This window comes from Paenibacillus nuruki, assembly GCF_963311185.1.
Classification (GTDB): Bacteria; Bacillota; Bacilli; order Paenibacillales; family Paenibacillaceae; genus Saccharibacillus; species Saccharibacillus nuruki.
The window spans coordinates 2,203,387-2,222,951 of the sequence record NZ_OY725677.1; the positions used below are offsets into that span (position 1 = coordinate 2,203,387).

General features: G+C 39.5%; 19 protein-coding genes. 5 read left to right on the forward strand and 14 right to left on the reverse strand.

Annotated elements, in window-relative coordinates:
* Positions 1-2: 2 nt before the first annotated feature.
* Entirely contained in the window at positions 3-1,082 is a 1,080-nt protein-coding gene (locus RCP16_RS09530; RefSeq protein WP_308642298.1) for a lactonase family protein, read from the reverse strand.
* A 205-nt stretch (positions 1,083-1,287) separates the two neighbouring features.
* On the opposite strand from RCP16_RS09530, the gene RCP16_RS09535 reads away from it, so the two are divergent.
* The gene (locus RCP16_RS09535) at positions 1,288-1,968 is read left to right on the forward strand and encodes an S-layer homology domain-containing protein (protein ID WP_308642299.1); all 681 of its coding nucleotides are present in this window, start codon (positions 1,288-1,290) and stop codon (positions 1,966-1,968) included.
* A gap of 118 nt (positions 1,969-2,086) precedes the next feature.
* On the opposite strand, the gene RCP16_RS09540 is transcribed toward RCP16_RS09535, so the two are convergent.
* The 12 genes from RCP16_RS09540 to RCP16_RS09595 form a co-directional block, all read right to left on the reverse strand.
* Entirely contained in the window at positions 2,087-2,644 is a 558-nt protein-coding gene (locus tag RCP16_RS09540) for a GNAT family N-acetyltransferase (protein WP_308642300.1), read from the reverse strand.
* A gap of 226 nt (positions 2,645-2,870) precedes the next feature.
* Positions 2,871-4,586, reverse strand: a complete 1,716-nt coding sequence (locus tag RCP16_RS09545; RefSeq protein WP_069325857.1) for an ABC transporter ATP-binding protein — start codon at positions 4,584-4,586, stop codon at positions 2,871-2,873.
* Positions 4,587-4,907: 321 nt separating this feature from the next.
* Complete coding sequence (locus RCP16_RS09550) at positions 4,908-5,621, reverse strand: GntR family transcriptional regulator (protein ID WP_308642301.1); 714 nt, start codon at positions 5,619-5,621, stop codon at positions 4,908-4,910.
* Positions 5,622-5,674: 53 nt separating this feature from the next.
* Complete coding sequence (locus RCP16_RS09555; protein WP_308642302.1) at positions 5,675-6,760, reverse strand: CehA/McbA family metallohydrolase; 1,086 nt, start codon at positions 6,758-6,760, stop codon at positions 5,675-5,677.
* 4 nt (positions 6,761-6,764) lie between these two features.
* Positions 6,765-7,211 (reverse strand): hypothetical protein, encoded by a 447-nt coding sequence (locus RCP16_RS09560; protein WP_069325854.1) that lies wholly within the window; start codon positions 7,209-7,211, stop codon positions 6,765-6,767.
* A 62-nt stretch (positions 7,212-7,273) separates the two neighbouring features.
* Entirely contained in the window at positions 7,274-8,626 is a 1,353-nt protein-coding gene (locus tag RCP16_RS09565) for a hypothetical protein (protein WP_308642303.1), read from the reverse strand.
* Between the two features lie 5 nt (positions 8,627-8,631).
* A complete protein-coding gene (locus RCP16_RS09570; protein WP_308642470.1) occupies positions 8,632-9,465 on the reverse strand; it encodes an ABC transporter permease in 834 nt (277 codons plus the stop codon).
* Between the two features lie 2 nt (positions 9,466-9,467).
* A complete protein-coding gene (locus RCP16_RS09575) occupies positions 9,468-10,625 on the reverse strand; it encodes an extracellular solute-binding protein (protein WP_308642304.1) in 1,158 nt (385 codons plus the stop codon).
* A 39-nt stretch (positions 10,626-10,664) separates the two neighbouring features.
* Positions 10,665-11,747: an ABC transporter ATP-binding protein gene (locus tag RCP16_RS09580; protein WP_308642305.1), complete on the reverse strand. Its 1,083-nt coding sequence runs from the start codon at positions 11,745-11,747 to the stop codon at positions 10,665-10,667.
* 52 nt (positions 11,748-11,799) lie between these two features.
* Positions 11,800-12,624, reverse strand: a complete 825-nt coding sequence (locus tag RCP16_RS09585; RefSeq protein WP_069325850.1) for an ABC transporter permease — start codon at positions 12,622-12,624, stop codon at positions 11,800-11,802.
* A gap of 374 nt (positions 12,625-12,998) precedes the next feature.
* Complete coding sequence (locus tag RCP16_RS09590) at positions 12,999-13,682, reverse strand: HAD family hydrolase (protein WP_308642306.1); 684 nt, start codon at positions 13,680-13,682, stop codon at positions 12,999-13,001.
* A gap of 201 nt (positions 13,683-13,883) precedes the next feature.
* Positions 13,884-14,399: a DUF3939 domain-containing protein gene (locus RCP16_RS09595; protein WP_137222777.1), complete on the reverse strand. Its 516-nt coding sequence runs from the start codon at positions 14,397-14,399 to the stop codon at positions 13,884-13,886.
* A gap of 305 nt (positions 14,400-14,704) precedes the next feature.
* On the opposite strand from RCP16_RS09595, the gene RCP16_RS09600 reads away from it, so the two are divergent.
* The 3 genes from RCP16_RS09600 (at position 14,705) to RCP16_RS09610 (ending at position 16,893) form a co-directional block, all read left to right on the forward strand.
* A complete protein-coding gene (locus RCP16_RS09600) occupies positions 14,705-15,688 on the forward strand; it encodes a YpdA family putative bacillithiol disulfide reductase (protein WP_069327301.1) in 984 nt (327 codons plus the stop codon).
* Between the two features lie 116 nt (positions 15,689-15,804).
* Positions 15,805-16,248, forward strand: coding sequence for a DUF441 domain-containing protein (locus RCP16_RS09605; RefSeq protein ID WP_069327443.1), 444 nt, complete (start codon positions 15,805-15,807; stop codon positions 16,246-16,248).
* A 138-nt stretch (positions 16,249-16,386) separates the two neighbouring features.
* A complete protein-coding gene (locus tag RCP16_RS09610) occupies positions 16,387-16,893 on the forward strand; it encodes an ADP-heptose synthase (RefSeq protein ID WP_069327302.1) in 507 nt (168 codons plus the stop codon).
* A gap of 101 nt (positions 16,894-16,994) precedes the next feature.
* On the opposite strand, the gene RCP16_RS09615 is transcribed toward RCP16_RS09610, so the two are convergent.
* Positions 16,995-17,294 (reverse strand): HesB/YadR/YfhF family protein, encoded by a 300-nt coding sequence (locus RCP16_RS09615; protein ID WP_069327303.1) that lies wholly within the window; start codon positions 17,292-17,294, stop codon positions 16,995-16,997.
* A 520-nt stretch (positions 17,295-17,814) separates the two neighbouring features.
* Between RCP16_RS09615 and RCP16_RS09620 the strand changes: the two genes are divergently transcribed.
* Complete coding sequence (locus RCP16_RS09620; RefSeq protein WP_069327304.1) at positions 17,815-19,560, forward strand: ABC transporter ATP-binding protein; 1,746 nt, start codon at positions 17,815-17,817, stop codon at positions 19,558-19,560.
* Positions 19,561-19,565: the final 5 nt, after the last annotated feature.

Genomic DNA, 19,565 nt, shown 5'->3' on the forward strand with positions numbered 1-19,565 from the left:
AATTACATGTATACAGACCATACACATACAGGTTTAGAAACTTCTATACTTTTACCTGTGTATGTTAATTTACCATTTTCAGCATCTACTGCAAATGTAACGATATTATTACCATCACGATTAGCCGCTAATACATAGTTACCATTAGGTGTTAAAGAGAAGTGTCTTGGATGACCGCCTTCAGTCGATACATGTTGTACTAACGTAAGCTCTCCTGTCGCCTGATCAACTTCATATTGAACAATACTGTCATGTCCACGATTTGATCCATAGACAAAGCGACCATCTTTGGAAATCGTAATCTCAGCACAACCATTTTCACCATCATAATCTGCTGGTAATGTAGAAATACTATGAATTTCGCTTAATGTACCGTTGCTTCCATCATACTGATAAGCTGTAACCGTTGAATTAAGTTCATTAATCACAAACGCATATTTTCCGTTCGGATGGAAAACAAGATGACGAGGCCCTGCACCAGGTGCAGTCACTTGCTCTGCTACACGCTCTAACTTACCTTCTTCTTCATTTAGTGCATAAGTATAAATGCGATCTAAGCCCAAGTCCTGAACCAATAGGTATTTTCCTGTAGGATCGTAGAATGAAGAATGTGGATGTGGACGATCTTGATTCGGATGTACGCTATGTCCTTCATGTTGTTGTACATCTAACGATTCACCAATCTGACCATCTTCACGAATCGCAAATAATCCTACCATTCCTCCATGATAACTGGTTACGCTCAAGTACTTACTATCTGCTGAGCGCTGAATATGGCATGTAGGTGCACCTACAGTATTTAGACGATTTAATAAATGAAGACTTCCTTTCGCTGGATCAATCGCAAACGAAGAAGCTTCACCAATTTTAGTGCCATCAGAATAAGCAGCTTCACCGATAGCATATAATCGACCTGCGGCAGCATCGACATTTACAAATGTAGGATTTTTAAGTCCCATAAAAGCATCAGTCTGAGTCAATTCACCGGTTGCTTCGTCCAAACTATATACATATAACCCGTTATCTGTTGATTCTGCATAAGAGCCTGCAAATACAAGCAAGCGTTCATTTTGGTTGTTCATGTGTGATTCCTCCACTCTATTTATATGTTATTTATGACGGATGAACAAAAGTTCCTCTATATAAGGTAACGCCTTCTGCACAAAAAATCAAAGTTCGTGATCGGAATCATCATATAGATTTATATTCAACTGTCAGTTACACTAAATATAATCCAACTTTTGTAAAGTCTAAGCATTCCAATCTATCTAAGTAGGGGTGAGTTCAATGATAGTTCGTAAATGGTTAGTAGGGCTTGCAGGTGTTTTATTATTTGCTTCAGGTAGCCAAGCTTTTGCCGCTTTCGATGATCTGGATAACACATTAGACAAAAAGAAGATTGAATATTTGGATGAGTATCATATTTTGACAGGCATGACTGATACGAAATATGCACCAGAACGTGCATTAAATACAGCACAAGGTGTAAGCGCACTTGTTAAAGGGCTTGATCTTAATCTCGATAATATGCGATTTATCAAAAAGCCGGAAGCTAGTGATTACTATACACGTATCAGTAATGAGGCATGGTATAGCAATGATATGATTGTCGCTTATCTGAATGGACTCGATATTCCGGCAGATGTAGATGTAACTGCTGCGATGACGCGTGGTCAATTTGCTACCTTGCTCTGGCAAGCGGTAGAACAAGTTGATCCTGATATTAATGAATCGGGTGGTAACAATATTGCTTCGGCGACTGCCAACGAAGAAATAGCAGACGATAATTCGTTATCTGCGATGGATCAGCAAATGCTACAACAAGTTATTCACAGAGAAATTGCTACACTTGATTCCAAAAACAAATTTTATCCCGATGAACCTATTACCCGTGCCGAAGCCGCAGTTATGTTGTACAATGCGATTGAACTCACAGGCAAGCTGGGCAATGTAGGGACAATAGAATAATATAGTAAATGATATGATCGAATAAGAATATTTTTATACGTTTCAATTAGCTAACTAGTTAAATCAAACTCCTTTGATATTGAGCTTAGAAGTGCTCATTGTCAAAGGAGTTTTTGTTTCATTTGTAATTAAGATTCAGACGTTGCCAATCTTCTATCGTGATTGCATACAAAGCATGATCTTCCCAGTTGCCATTAATATGTAAGTAACGCTCAGCTAGTCCTTCACGGCGAAATCCTGACTTTTCCAAAACACGTAATGACGGCGTATTCCATGGCATTACACCTGCTTGTAACCGATGAAGTTGTCCTTCGGTAAAAGCGAACTGTAGACACTGTTGAACAGCCATCGAAGCATACCCTTTGCCATGATGATCTTGATCTACAAAATAACCGATATTTCCATTTTGAAAAGGGCCACGAGCAATTCCACTAATCTCGATTCGTCCTACCAATTGATCATGAAGAGATTGAAATATGCCAAATACATATCCTTGACCTGCTTCAAAATTCAGTTCCCCGTTGATTAGCATTTCTTGCTGAACTTCAAGTGTCCAATACGATTCCGGGCGAATAGGCTCATATGCTTTTAAATAATCTCGATTGCGATGACGTAACTGCAATAATGAATCAGCATGTGTCAGTGTAAGTGGCTTTAAATAAATTTCTGATTGCATAAAATATTCCTCCTCCTTTGTTGTATGTATCATAAAATAATTCTTATTTCTGTTCTACGTAAACCATCAGTTATTTATTACAGTCGTCTATTGTAGCCGCTGTGGATTGCGTTCAACAAACCCATCAAAAACCAGTATCGATCTCAAGAACAATCTGTTCTGAAGAAAGACACTGGCTTGAGGATTGTATAGACTGAGCTACATCATAGTTTTACTTCACTACCTTTTACGTACCAAATTGAGCGGCATGCAGACGACTATATGCTCCACCCGCTTGAATCAGTTCATCATGAGCACCTTGTTCGGCGATACCTTCTTTGGTCACCACAATAATACGATCTGCATTTTTGATCGTTGCTAGACGATGGGCGATAATCAAAGTCGTTCTACCTTGCGACAATTCATTGAGCGATTGCTGAATTGCGGCTTCTGTCTCGGTATCCAATGCAGATGTCGCTTCATCTAGAATCAAAATTGGTGGATTTTTGAGGAACATGCGAGCAATCGATAGACGTTGTTTTTGACCACCAGATAGCTTCACACCACGTTCACCTATAATCGTATCCATGCCTTCTTCATAGGAAGTAATCACTTCTTCAAGCTGTGCTTGACGTGCGGCTGTCCATATTTCTTCTTCAGTCGCTCCAAGTTTGCCATAAGCGATATTTTCACGAATAGTACCATCAAATAAAAATACTTCTTGTTGTACCACACCAATCTGTGAACGTAACGATGATAAGGTCATCTGACGAATATCGATACCATCAATCGTCACTTCCCCTTCGGCAATATCATAAAATCGTGGTAACAAGCTACAAATCGTTGTTTTCCCTGCACCTGAAGGACCTACAAGAGCAACTGTCTCTCCTTCACGAATCTGAAGATCAATTCCTTTCAAAATATAATCTTTACCTTCATATCCAAAGCATACATTGTTGTAGGTGATATTGCCTTTCAGCCCACTCACTTCTTTGGCATCAGGTAGATCATGAATTTCTGTATCGGTATTTAGCAATTCTTCAAAACGGCGGAATCCAGCTATTCCTTTAGGATACGTCTCAATCACTGAATTCAATTGCTTGATCGGCGCTAGAAATACATTCGACAATAGAACAAATGCAATAAAATCACCGTAACTCATGCCTTTTTCAATGACAAACCATGTTCCACAAACAAGCACAAAGATCGATACAAATTTCATCAAAATATAACTAATCGATGAGTTCCATGCCATAATCCGATAAGCGACAAGCTTGGTACGACGAAAACGTCCATTATTAATTGCAAATTGACTAATCTCATGATCTTCATTAGCAAAAGCTTGGACTACACGCATACCTGTTACGTTATTTTCAACACGAGCATTAAAATCAGCTATATCTCCAAACATACGCCGGAAAGCAACTGACATTTTGCGTCCAAAAAAGAGCGATAAATAAATCATCAACGGCACTACCACAAACGTCAAAATCGCCAGATCCATATTAATACTAGCCATCAAAGCAAATGCACCAACAAGTGTCATCACAGCGATAAACAAATCTTCTGGCCCATGATGAGCAATCTCTCCAATATCCATCAGATCATTGGTCATACGTGATACCAGATGCCCTGTCTTCGCATTATCGAAAAAGCGAAATGGTAACCGCTGTACATGATCAAACAGCTTTTTACGCATATCGGTCTCAATATTAATACCTAGTTTGTGTCCCCAATAGGTAACCACGTAATTCAGAAACGAACTGACTACGAATATGCCTAACAATCCAATACATGCCCACAAAATCACACGCCATTCCCCGCCTGGAAGCAAATCGTCAATCACTCGATTTACAGCCAGTGGGAAGGCTAGCTCCAAAATAGCTGCAATAATAGCACAACCAAAATCGATAATAAATAGTCCTCTATATGGACGATAATAAGAAAAAAAACGTTTTAACATTACTGTCTCCTTTTCTGTTCCTCATTGATGTGTAGTTCATTATGGTTGTATAGACTTCAAAATGTATGTATACCTTCATCAATACAGGTATATAATGCGTACGGACTCAGACGATTTCTTACTAAACGCAATAAATTACTTGTATGTTGATAGCGTTGGACTATAGTTCTCCTTTCTTTATTATATAGGTATGATATCTACAAAATATATGTAAAATATCTACAAAAAATAACCATCTCAGTAGTGTAAAACTACATCTAGATGGTTATTATAGCATTCTTTTTCGCAATTGATAATGATTATCAATTAATTTTTAAATTGTTATCGTGTTCGTCTTATCCAAAAGGTAAAAATATCGCTACGGACATAATCATATGAATATAATATTTTGCGATTCATTTCATCATAATGAGTCTGCTTTAACAATAAAACAGAGGATTGTGGGTGCACAAGTAATTTACGACTATGAGGATCGGTAGCCAGTGGAACCGTTAATTCGGAATCGGCGCCTACAATCTCTATGCCTACCTGTTGTTCTAAATGTTGAAATAAAGAACCTGTAAATACACTTTCATCAAATGTATTACCGACCAGTTGAACAGGCATATAATTGATCGAATGTGCAACAATTTCTCCATTAGCCATTCGTGAACGTTCTAAAACAATCATCGGTTCATCCACAGACAACTCCATACGTTCGGCTACTTCAGGAGGACATTTTTCTAATATAATATAAGCTAATCGTTGATCTTCGATAAGCCCTGCTGAACGAATCATATCTCCTATACTATATAATCGATCTAGTGAACTTGGGATATGTTGAAGGGCCTGAGTTAGAAATGTTCCACTGCCGTGTTTGACAACTAATTTCCCTTCATCTTGAAGCTTACGTATAGCTCCACGAACGGTCGTACGGCAGACTTTAAATTGAGTCGCCAGCTTGGATTCAGAGGGTAGTTTGTCTCCAGCATGAATATTATGTTCTGTTATCCATTGCTCGATACGGGATTTGATCGTTTCCTGCTTGGCAGACATCCTGTACAATTCATCCTTTCTATACGTATGATCACATGCAATAAGTTATATATTTAAGATGAATGTGTAATATAAATCGCATTCGTGAACGCAATCATGCTATACATGTCGGCAAAATACCCATACAACTCTACATGTACCCAGCTTAATGCCTCTACTTGTACCAATTCACAATCATAGACTTCTGTCTGTACAGGAATCTGTTGTTCGAACAATATTCCTTGATTACTGTTCACCACCAAGCGTAAAGATTGATCCACTAACAGATAATGTTTTTGACGACAGATCGTATCTAATGCTATTTCTAACTTTAAGATTTGATCTTGTGGACAATCGATTTCTTGCCCGATGCTATACCGTTTCGCATGATTATCATGGATAGGATTAACTACATGAGCTGTAAATGTAAGTAGTGGCCCCATTGTAATCGTGACTGCTCCCTGACGCATAGCTGTAAGAACCGAATTATCTTTAGGCTCCAACTCTACATGATCGGTAAACGGTGTATCGGAAGTCTGTACGATATCTAATGAATACCACAACTGATCTTCATCTTCTGTGCCCAAATACGTAATAGCCGCAGGTGCATCATGATCTTCTGTTCGATGCCAATCCCGCCCGCTAGTCGCTGTAATACGATGCCCTTCATTAAGTAAAGATGTCCACCAAGCATATGCACGCTGACTATCCTTTTTTATAGCAGGCATTAAGGTAGACCAGACTTCAATATAATCGACTTTTTCCCAGTTATAGATAGGATATTCCCAGTAACAACCCGTACAGATAGGGCTACCAATACGAAATGGGTGAGCAATCCCTACAAGTCCACCTTGTGCATGTACTTCATCTATCCCTTGTTCAATATCATAAATACCATAACTACGCCAATCTACATAATCGTGAATACCGAGTGTGAGCATATGCCCATAAAAAGTCGTCCATTCCATCCCGGGCACGATATGAATACCTGTCTCTGCTTGTACACGTTGACGATCTTGTAGCCCTGATTGTGTATTGTGATCGGTTAACGCAATGCAATCAATGCCTAGAGCTAGCGCCGATTGAACCAGTTGATCTAATGTATGTTGTCCATCACTATGCAGTGTATGGGTATGTAATTCAGAAGGTATCCATTTCATCTTGTTAGTTCCCCCATACTTCAAGCTGATAATCACATTCAGGTGTAACAACAGAATGAATACTTAACGTTACTTTCCATTGCCCTACTGGATTGAATCCTTTCCAGAATCCAGGAGAAGCATGATCTGCTGATAAAAAGTGTGTCTGTTGCGGATCTTGCCGATGAGCTTGACCGCGATGCGTCTGCGGATCATCAATAGAAAGAGTAATCAGATTGTGTAAAGGCGCATACTTCTGCCAGTCTTGCACTTGTGGATCGTTATAGCCATATTTCAACATGGCAGATTCAATCATTTCTTTGGCCTGATGGGTATCTGTTAATGTTTTGGGTGTATAGTTGAACTCAATCCGAATCATTGAGGACTGTTCTAGTATTGGAAAAGTATACGTAATATGAGTCTGTGTAGCGGATGAATCAATACGACCGGACACATTCAACCATTTCTCCATGTACAAATATCCCCTTTCCTATTCACTGATCTGTCTGGGTCGCTATGTTATCGCATTTATCTCTATATAAGTGTCATACAACTCCATAATGTCTGTGTAGGTTCATCTGAAGTGAGTTCGACCTGTGTAGAAGCTTGAATCCCTTTAGTCGGTACATATTCATGATCAAGCATAAAGGCATAGATCCCTTTCACCCCTATACGATTAACCCCTTCTGGTAAAAGAGTGACTCGAATCTCAGCAATCTGATCTACGTATATACCAGAACGCAACTTAATGGTCGTCGAAAAATGTAAATCAGGACCTTGATAAGCAGCACGAAAATCAGCTACTCGTAAATCGCCAAAGCTAGAAGAAAACCATTCATCTTGTCCCTGCAAACGTACTTGATAATCAAGACAAGTCTGCTGTACGTCTGCTCGTGAATTATAGACATCTAACGCAAACTTGGAACTTTGGATAAACAAATATTGACGCTGATCGCCAAGTTTCCATGAAGAAGCATCGTGATTACGTTCTACAATATACTGACGATTCATTTCCCAATTGGTGACCTGATACGTAAATGGATAATCACTCATAATCTGCTCACGAGGTTCTTGCTCAGGATACCAGCGATACGATGGTGGCAAAATCAACCGATAATCAGAACGAACTTCATCTACAAAATTTCCATTGGCTGTTGCCGCTTGCAAAATAGGTAGACCTCCACAGTCGGTATTTCCTTGAAAAGCAGTTGTGACGTGATTAGGGCCTTGATAAGTCGCTGTAAGAAGATGACCTGCAAGATCAAGTTCCACCCGATACATCCATTCAATATCTGTTGTTCTGCCCCACTTACTCATCAATAAACCTGACGGTGTGCCTTCATCTTCATGACTAAAAACCATATGATATTCAATAATGGTTCGACTTTCCTTCTGTTGCATCCAGTACATCAGTAGCAGTGGTGTATCTGTAAATGTGCTTTCATAATCATGAGTCAAATTACGTCCGTACAGAATCGGAGTATGCTGATAAACGAGCGCTGATGAAGAGGCAGGACTGATCCAGTGAAATTCACACTGCTCCAAATAAACAAGATTCACTTTGGAAGGTGATTCTTGCTCACGAAACTCTAATTCGATCTCATACGTACCTGCTTCTAATTGCCCAATCAGGCGAGTATATACAAAAGACTCTTTGCCATAAAACAAAATCAAATCTTGATTATACTGTTGATTCACATACATACGAACCATTGCAGATTCATGATTCTTCTGTTGCCAGTGACTATTACTCATTGCTTTCAAATGAAGTTCTACGAATCCTTTGGCAGTCACTTCGCATTGCATATAACAACGTTGTGAACGTTCTAATGATGTATTCAGTTGTATAGTACTGATAACGGTAGAGTGGCTTTGAGTGTTATTCATCACGATTATCCCTCTTTCCCCATCGTTCGAATATAGAAATACCCCATGACAGAACATAGTAAGAACATCAACACAGCCATAGCACTTGCTGTATGTGTCTCCTGATAATTAGAAAAGACTTGTTGCATCGCTACACCCAATACTTGAGGTGAATTAGCTCCGATTAGAAAAGGAGCGGTAAAGCTTCCGATCACACCCATAAAAATAAACGTGATAGCTACCCACATCGTTTTGTATGAAAGGGGTAATACAAAGCGGAAAAATAATTGCCCTATATTCGCTCCAGCATCACGCGCGCTTTCGATTACCGAGTTAGGGACTGCCGCCAGAGCAGAACTAAGCAACATCGTAGCAAATGGAATATTGAACCACAGATTGGCAAGTACTAAACCGTTATAATCATAGATAATTTTGGGGAAAGTATCGATTCCGATCAACAACAGTAGCCGTGATAACCAACCATGATTACCATACATCGTGATCAGACCGTAAGTCGCAATAACACCGGGTACGAACATCGGAATAAAGTACAATCGGTTAATCCATTTCACAACCCAACTATGACCAAAACGTAAATAGACAGCTAAAGAGTAACTAATCACTAACGATAATAAAGTAGACACAATCGTTACATTTAAGGTATATATAATATTTTTACGCATCGTCGGTTCAGTGAATAAACGAATATAATTGGCTAATCCGAATCCACTACCATTTTCATCAATCAGACTTTCTCGAATAGCATATACAATAGGCACAATCACGACAAAAAACAAAATAAGAAAGGAAGGGATAACTAGAGCAAGCCCTAGTATCCCTTTTTTTACACTAGCATTCATCATCATTGACCAGCGACATCTGTCTGCCAGCGTTTGTAAATCTCTTGTTGAAGATCTCCACCGTTAAATTGGCGGTATGAAGCGGAGACACTTGCAAATTTATCTTGTAATTCTTTAGACATCAGATCCCATTTAATTCCTGGGTATCCATACATTTTGTTCACCACAATCGTTTGTGCTTCTGGTGTCAGGATATAATCAAGCAGTTTTTGAGCAGCTTCTTTTTTGGTCGACATTTCGGGAACCATTAAGTAAGAAGGACCACCTGTAAAAGCAGGGCTAATCTGCGTCAGCTTAGTCGTGTCAGGTAATAATTGCTTGCTAGTCTGTTCAAGCGCCATATCTGACCATGCAGGAACCATATCAACTTCACCGTTAGCGAGTAAATCTAGAGTGCCTTGATTCTTTTTCGGATAGACTCCTTGTTGATACATAGAAGGTCCTAGTTCTTTCAATAAGTTAAATCCTTGATCCCATTTCTGTGCAATGGCAGGATCACTACTGTTCATATCTTCAGCAGGCAAAAAGTTATAGATCGCTGTAGTTACAAATGAACTACCTGCTCCACCTGTAGATGGATCGTTATAGGCAAATTTACCAGGATGTTGACGAATCCAATCGTATAGCTTGTCTGCTGTTTTGGGAGGATTAGGTACATTTTGACTGTTATACGCCAGTACGACAGAAGAAGCACGGTAAGGCACAGCCATATCATCTACTTGTTTAAGTACACTAGCATCAATATTGTTGAGATTAGGCACACCTGTTGTATCCAGTTTCGCCCAGATTCCATTTTTGTTGCCTTTTGAGATATCATCCAAGCTACCTTCATACAAATCGACATCGACATTAGCTTGTCCACTTTGCTTGGCAGCTAACAATCGATCCAGTGCTGATTGTCCACCTGTACCTGAAGGAAGATAGACCAATTTTACTTTGATCGTTGGATTGGCTTGTTCAAAGGCTGGAATCAACGTTTCCCATAACTCTTTTACATTGAGAGAACCACCGGTATACAATGAAATTTCTGTCGATGGTGTAGAAGAATTACTGCTTGCACTTGCTGCTTCTGTAGCTGATTTGCCACCGCATCCTGCCAAACCCATTGCTAGACATAATCCAAGAATCAATAGCATACTCATTTTAGCTTTGTTAAACACAAGAACATCCTCCTTTAAAATAACTGCTTTTAAAATGATTTAAGCGTGAGCTTCTTGTCTTGGTGCTACTTCGGATACACTGATAGCTGGAAAAACATTCATTTTATGAAACATCAGTGAGATAGATTGACCTGGATGTAAGGTAGCTGCTTGTTCGCGAGGCACAAATACTTTTAACGTTTCTTCTTCATAATTGACCGATATTTCTGCATAATGACCGAGTACCATCACCTGACGAATCTGACCTTCTAAGCCCCCTGCTTGCGTTGACAGATAAATGTCTTCTGGACGGACAGCAACGATACAATCTCCAATCGGTAATGCTACATTGGGATTCGGTACACGTAATTCACCGACTGTAATATGCTGTCCATCACTCACCCCCTTCAATACATTGATACGACCGATAAAGCTAGCTACAAATAACGATTGCGGAGCATCATAGATCTCTTGTGGTGTCGATAACTGCTCAATCTGCCCGCCATGCATCACTACAATTCGATCTGAGATCGACAAGGCTTCTTCCTGATCATGCGTGACAAATACCATCGTCATCTCTGTTAATGTCTGGATATCCCGCAATTCTTCGCGCATCTCCATCCGTAGCTTGGCATCCAATGCTGAAAAGGGCTCGTCTAGCAATAACACATCGGGCTTTAACAATAAAGCTCTAGCCAAAGCGACTCGTTGCTGTTGTCCACCAGATAATTGGGTAGGGTTTTTGCTTGCTGCGCTACTGAGTTGTACCAATTCCAACGCCGCTGTTACTTCACGTTCAATATCGGGCTTTTTATATTTGCGAATTTTGAGACCAAATGCTAGATTTTCATACACCGTCATATGCGGCCATAAGTTATAGCTTTGGAATACCATCGCTGTCGGTCTTTTTTCAGGAGGCAAATTCAATACACTATTTCCACGAATCAAAATATCTCCATGATCCGGTTCTAAAAATCCGCCGATCGAACGCAAAACAGTTGTTTTACCGCATCCGGAAGGGCCGAGCAATGTCACCATTTCGCCTTTGGCGATATCTAGCGAAATATTTCTCACACCATCGCCTGTTTTGAATACTTTGCTCAAATTCCGAATCGATAATTGCGACTCTACTGTTGTATTCATAGCTCCTCCTGCTCTCTATGTCTTATTTCATCTAGAACATGTACCAAATCGATTATTTCACTTGAAATCCACCGGACAACACATCAGCACTTACAAACTTACGTGCCGCCACTAGCAAGATCACTGTAGGTAATGTGAGAATGACTGAAAATACAGCACCTGTTGTATTGGGATAATCTGCAATAATCGAGTACATAATAATCGGCATCGTTTTAAAATCAGGAATCCCGACTAGCAGTGTTCCTTGCGCTTCATCCAGGGAAGCAAGAAAAGTGAAAATGGAAGCGACCATAATACCCGGGAAAGCCATCGGAAACGTAATTTTCCAAAATACTCGAAGTGGTCCTGCTCCAACATCACGTGCTGATTCTTCTTGCGCTTGATGTACACTGCGAAAAGCAGAAGCCGGAATCCATGTCATATACATCAATGTGTTGACCATATGAATAAGCACAATCCCAACAAAGGTGTTCATCAGCCCGAATTTGTAAAATAGAACTGCAATCGATACGTAAAGCCCCATTTTGGGAAACGCATGTGTCAGTAAAAAAGAAAACAAAAACCATTTACTGAGCGGAAATGAAATACGAGCAAATGCATACGCCGCAGGCACACATACAATGATCGAACATACCGTAACGACAGTAGCGATCAAAAAGGACAGAGAGATCGACTGCAATACGTCATCTTGACTCAAAACAAATTGCCACCATTGCAATGACCAGCTTTGCGGTAAAGCCGCAGGATACTGCCATTTTCCAGATACCGCTAGAATCAATAGATTGAGCAGTGGCCCTAGAAAGAAAACAACGAACACAATTAACAATAAAAACTCTACTACTTTGCGTTTACCTAACGCCTGTACATACCACTTCATAATTCATTCCTTTCTCCACCCGATCTGCACATATGTAATCTGTCAAAACGATCATGACTATAAGCGTTAGTACTCCAAGTTGTTTAGACGTCTACATCACTAACACTTCTGAGTATAAGAACCTTTTATCTTCGCAAAATATGTCGAAATATAGGTTTTGGTAAAGGTTGAAAATAATCTGTTTATAGATTTAATATGTAACAAACAAAATAGGATGGGCTTTTACTTTGTAGGTTTACAGTTTATATAGTAGGTAAATTTAAAGTAGATGCTTATGTATGTAAATCTCATTTAAGTCTGTAGACATGCTAAAAAGACCTTATAAATAAGGTCTTAGTTATTTTTAAATTAAATTCTTTATAAGTATCCCAACACTATTTCTTAACTCCCTGCCAAATATCTTCCAACTCGTTCAACTCATTGATCACATACCACGGTTCTACATCTAACTGCTTATCCCACTCAAAACTTCGTCGCAGGAAAATGCCTCTCATCCCTGATTGAGAAGCTCCCCAGATATCATTCGTAGGATGATCGCCTACAAATACAGTTTCTTCCCCCGTCGTGCCTAACTTTTCCAGTATCATCTCGTAAATTTTCGGATCTGGCTTTTTGATCCCTGCTTCACCTGAAGTCAGGATCACATCGAAGTAAGATTCCAATTCCAAGTGTTCTACTTTGCCGTATTGTATTTCATGGTGTCCATTGGTTAATATGCCTAATTTGTATCCTTGAGCCTGACATGCATGAATAGCTTCAAGGGCATGATTCATAAGACGGGCTTCTTTCATATAATGTTCTTTATAGTACGCAAATAATTGATCTGCATTCGGTCTTTCTAACCAGGGCAAACGCTCAACTAATTCTTCAAAAAAACCTTGTTTTTCCCGGTAGCCGTCTGCATCAGTAATCCGCATATACCCTACAATATCTCTGGCTTTCTGTTCATCGACATGACCCAAGTAATCTGCAACGAATTTTTGTGAAAAAGTTCGAAACGTATGATCTCGATCCATTAATGTATTGTCCAAATCAAAAATAACTGCACTAATCTTCATGATCTCTCTCACTCCTATATGTAATCTCTATACATCATCATTTACTAAAAGTATAGCAGATTGTGTCAGTGCTTGAACCGTACCTTGATTAAATACAGCAAAAAACCCGCTTAGATATCAGCGGGGTTTTATCAATATACAGTGTGCAGAGAATCTACTCTCTTTGATCTGTGAATGTTCCTAGTTAAACTTCATTATAAATTACAACAATACGTAAGAACGATCTTCCTGTGCTTTGACATCGGGTAACGCTACAGGCTGACGATGGGTTACCATCATTTCTTGATCGGTCATATACAATTTGAACTCAGGAAGCTCATGCAAATAATGCTGTTGATACAACATTCGAGAATCCACTTCAAAATACACGGAGTCTTCTACAATCGGTAATTTCCCAGTTTCATTCATATAATCATCTACAGCAAGCTGTACACGATCCAAATGATACGGAATAGACTTGTCTTCTTCTGCAAAAATCTCAAAAGTCTCTCGGGATAAATAGAACTTCTGATCACTCACTCCACCTAAATAACGAGCGATACGTGGCAAGTCCAAGCTGCTATCTTCTTTCATTAGTACGGTACGATTAATCCCATTACCCATTTCACGTTCAAATTGCAATACTGCACAGCGCAATTCGTCTAGTGTTACATGAACCGACGGGAACTTGTTGACGTCTTCTTTGTCTTTTCTTTTAAATAGTCCAAGTACAGACATATCGGTCTCTCCTCCCTCATTCTGGGATAACTAAGCGATCGAGTGCGAAAACGTTTTCAGATACCTCTAAAGAAAGTTGCTAACTTTTTTGTGCTTACTATTATTGTACCTCATTTAACATGAATTGATTCAATTTTTTACAAATTTGTGCGTTTTGCATCTTAAATTGTGTCTATGTGCCTAAGCAAACTAGAATTTTATAACATATTAAGGTAGGATAAATATGGTTCTATTTTAATAACGATCTGAACGGACAAAGATCGTCTATACAGAAAAGAGATTATGGAAGGAGCTAGACCACTGTGATGGAAGATGTAATTATTATTGGTGCTGGACCTTGCGGATTATCTGCTGCAATCGAATGCACACGTTTAGGCATGAAGACATTATTGATTGAAAAGTATAATATGGTACATTCGATTTACTTATATCCAACGAATATGCAATTTTTTAGTACAGCTGAATTGTTAGAAATCGGAGATTTGCCGTTCTCTACTCCGTATGACAAGCCTTTCCGTCATGAAGCTTTAGCTTATTATCGCCGTGCAGCAGGTCATTACGATCTACGTGTACAGCCTTATACGGAAGCTTTGGAAGTACAACCACGACAAGATGGTACGTTTGAGATTCAGACAACCAATCGTCATGGCGAAGACAAAACATATAAAGCACGTAAAGTTATTATTGCTACAGGTTATTTTGATCATCCGAACTATCTAGGTATTCCGGGCGAAGAATTAGATAAAGTAACTCACTATTTCCGTGAAGCTCATCCTTATGCGGGTATGCGGGTAACTGTTATTGGCGGAAGTAATTCTGCTGTCGATGCTGCTCTTGAAATCGTACGTGTCGGTGCTCATGTCGATATGGTCTACCGTGGTAGCGATCTTTCTCAAAATATCAAATCATGGGTACGTCCTGTATTTGAAGGTCAGGTGTTAAAAGGCAATGTCACTCTTCACTTGAACTCTAAAGTCACAGAGATTACTTCGTCTCAAGTCACCATTACGCAAAATGATGGCGAAACAGCAACGATTGAGAATGATTTCGTTTTGGCTATGACAGGCTTCCATCCTGATCGTAAATTACTCACATCTGCTGGGATTGAAATGAGTGACGATATGGATAAACCGAAGTTCGATCTGGAAACGATGGAATCGAATATTCCAGGTTTGTATGTAGCTGGCGTTATCGCTTCTGGTCGTAATGCAAATGAAGTCTTTATTGAGACAGGTCGTCGTCACGGTAACAAAATTGCGAATCATATTCACAAACAACTGGCTCATTAATAAAAATTTATCCACGATAAAAAAGGTAATCATTTAAATGTAAAGGTGTCCGCTTATGCGGGCATTTTGCTATTTAAAGATGTCAAGAAAGGAGTGATCTTATCAAAATGGCTGCGATCGATACACCTGCACTGATTTTGTTAGTTCTAGCGGCGCTCGGGATTATTGGTAATAACTCAACCGTAACGATTGCTATGCTAGTCTTATTGCTTATTCGCGTATTAGGCTGGCATCAAGCCTTTCCATGGTTACAGAAATATGGCTTAACAATTGGTATTATTATTTTGACGATCGGTGTAATGACCCCACTTGCCAGTGGTAAAATTTCACTGGATACGATACTTTCTTCTTTTCTCAGCTGGAAATCGCTTGCTGCGATCGGAATTGGCTTATTCGTGGCTTATCTTGGTGGACGGGGCACGATATTAATGACTAATCAACCTACTGTAGTGGCTGGATTGTTAATAGGAACACTGTTAGGCGTAGCCTTTTTCAAAGGTGTACCTGTAGGTCCATTGATTGCCGCAGGTCTATTATCTCTACTAATTGGCAAATCGTAGCCTCTATAATGACTATAACCAACCACATTCAACGATTATGCTTATCCGATAGGCTTAGGTATGATATACTTTCTAAATATGAATCGATGATAAAATGCTTATATTGAATGTGTTAGCATCATCCAGGAGGATACACCTATGTCTCAAACTTTTGTTATTGAAGCGGTTATGATCGCCATCTATGGTCAACTGCTTGATCCGGAAAAACCGGTAGAATATATTGTGCCTTACACAAGTATTATGGAGTTATATGAATTTGCGGAAAGTACTGAACCGTTAATGAATGAAGATAATGAGAATCAGTATGTCAAAACAAGAATTCAGCAATTGATTGCTTATTTTGAAGAACCCTTGAACAAAAAGAAAATTCAGCGTTCTCTTCAGGTTCCATGGGCTCAAAGTTCGGCTATTTTACTCAGTGAAAAAGTCCAATTAAAAATCATTAATGCGATGGATAACGCTCACTATGGCGAATCTTTTGATCCGATTGAAACGGAAATGATTCTTTCTGCGCTAAAAAAAGAAGCACCGATGTTGACTGATCAATTTGAAATGATTCATCGAATTATTGAAGCCAAGATTCCTGTGCAAGTATACGATATCGAAGATTTCGCATTTGCTCTTGAAGGCACACCTACTGTCTAAATAAATTTAGATTATCCCAAGTAAAATACGTAAAAAAAGCTTCTTCCTCATAACAAGGAAGAAGCTTTTTTTGAATCGATGATCCAATAATACAGCGAGCTTTATTGAGATTCAGGCATGTACGCATACCGAATATCGTCTTCATGCTCAATATATTCAACATTCAGGCGATATCCGTTGATATACCACAAATCTTGATCTTCCATATAGAAATGGATATTTTCTACATCTTGCGTTAATGCCGGGCTCACTGGTGGTTCAACAGAAATACCTAGTGAGAACCCTGGATGAATTTCACTGTTACTGCTGTATCGTGCATAAAAGCGAACAGCATCGCCTTCAGCTAGACTCAATTCTTTTTTGTACCAGCGTGCGGCTTCATCAGATACGGCTATACTCATGATTTATACCACCTCTCTTTTTTACCTTTACCCTATTTTCTATCCTATTATAACATGATATCTTTATTGCTTTTTTGATTCATTTCTTTGCAACAAAATAGCTATATATTAAAAAAATATGAAGATTTTATGAATTTTACGTTGACAATGCAAAAATTGCAGTGATACAATCAACAGCAGACAGGTACTAATTTAGAAGTTATTACCATCTGCATACTACTTTGAAGAAGAAAGGGTGAATCTCCATGGATAAAATGATGAATGTACATAACCACGCCTATGTTCCCGTAGCTTTATCACAATTAAATATCGGAGCACCCCAGCAGATGGAATCCTTCAAGTAGATTGCGTACTTTAAATCACGCTTGATCTCTATCCAACATGATAATTATTTGTCATATGGCGGTTGCTTAGCAATCGCGCTATATGATGTCCATACAAGACACGTCGTTTGCGTTTGCAGACGACGTGTCTTTTTATGTGGATTTTGACAAGTGTTCGACAGAAAGGTAGTGAGTATATGTTTGCTGTTTTTAAAAATTTAGGCTGGTTTTTCAGCCGCGAACGAAAGCGGTATTTGATCGGTATTATTTTATTGATCATTGCCGGTGTACTTGAATTAGCACCTCCTAAGTTACTAGGCAGTGCGATTGATGAGATTTCAGGCGGTACGATTACCGTGTCTTCATTGGTTTATTATATTTCCGTCACATTAGCTATTCTGGTTGTGATCTATGGAATTACGTATGTATGGATGCATAGTCTATTCGGTGGATCAAATCTGGTAGAACGTCTATTACGTACTCGCTTTATGGCTCATTTGCTACGTATGACTCCGCCCTTTTTTGAACGGAACCGTACAGGTGACTTGATGGCTCGTGCCACCAATGATCTACGTGCGGTGTCTATGACTGTAGGATTCGGCATGTTAACTCTTACCGATTCCACGTTCTTTTTATTAACGATACTGTTAGCGATGGGATTCGTAATTAGCTGGAAATTAACGATTGCGGCTATTCTTCCACTTCCTTTTATAGCACTGGCTATGGCGATTTACGGTAAAGTGGTTCATGCACGTTATACACTGGCACAGGATGCTTTCGGTGATATGAACGATCAGGTACTCGAATCGGTTGCTGGTGTACGTGTTATTCGTGCGTATGTACAAGAACGTTTTGATGAGAATCGATTTGAAAAGATCACTGACGACGTCTATCGCAAAAACTTACGAGTCGTTATGGTGGATGCGCTATTTGAACCTACAATTCGACTATTTGTGGGATTGAGTTATATTATTGCACTCGGGTACGGAATTTATCTGGTGTTCCATAATGAGTTAACACTTGGCGATCTGGTTTCTTTCAACTTGTATCTAGGAATGATGATCTGGCCGATGTTTGCGATTGGTGAATTGATCAATCTGATGCAACGTGGTAGCGCTTCGCTAGATCGTGTGAACGAAGTTCTTTATGTAAAACCTGATGTAGATGATATTACTCAACCTGTGCATGTTCCTTCCCTTCATAAAATTGAATTTAAAGATGTCACGTTCCGTTATCCTACGTCCACTGTCGATAATCTAGAGCATCTAAATCTACAGATTCGTGCAGGTGAGACTCTAGGCGTAGTCGGCAGAACGGGTAGTGGTAAATCCACGCTACTCAAACAACTGCTCTATGAATATCCTACAGGAGCAGGAAATCTTACGATTGGTGATGTACCTATTCAGGATATTGCCAAAGATCAATTACACGGTTGGATCGGTTATGTTCCGCAAGAACAAATCCTTTTCTCTCGTAGTGTGCGTGAAAATATTCGCTTCGGTAAATCAGACGCTACCGATGATGAAGTGTTGAATGCGATTCATACAGCAGCTTTTGATAAAGATCTGCATACGCTTTCTGATGGTCTAGATACGATTGTGGGTGAACGTGGCGTAGCTTTATCAGGCGGTCAAAAACAACGTGTATCGCTTGCTCGTGCATTTATCTCTGAACCTGAGGTACTGATTCTCGATGATGCTTTATCCGCTGTCGATGCTCGTACAGAAACTAGAATTATTGAAAATATTCGTACCAAACGTGCAGGTAAAACGACATTGATCGCTACCCATCGCCTTTCAGCGGTAGAACATGCAGATCATATCGTCGTACTGGATCGCGGAAAAATTATTGAAGAAGGAACCCATGCTGAATTGCTACAGTCGGATGGCTGGTATCGTGAGCAATATGAACGTCAGCAATTGGCGGATTCCTTAGAGGGGTAGGTGTC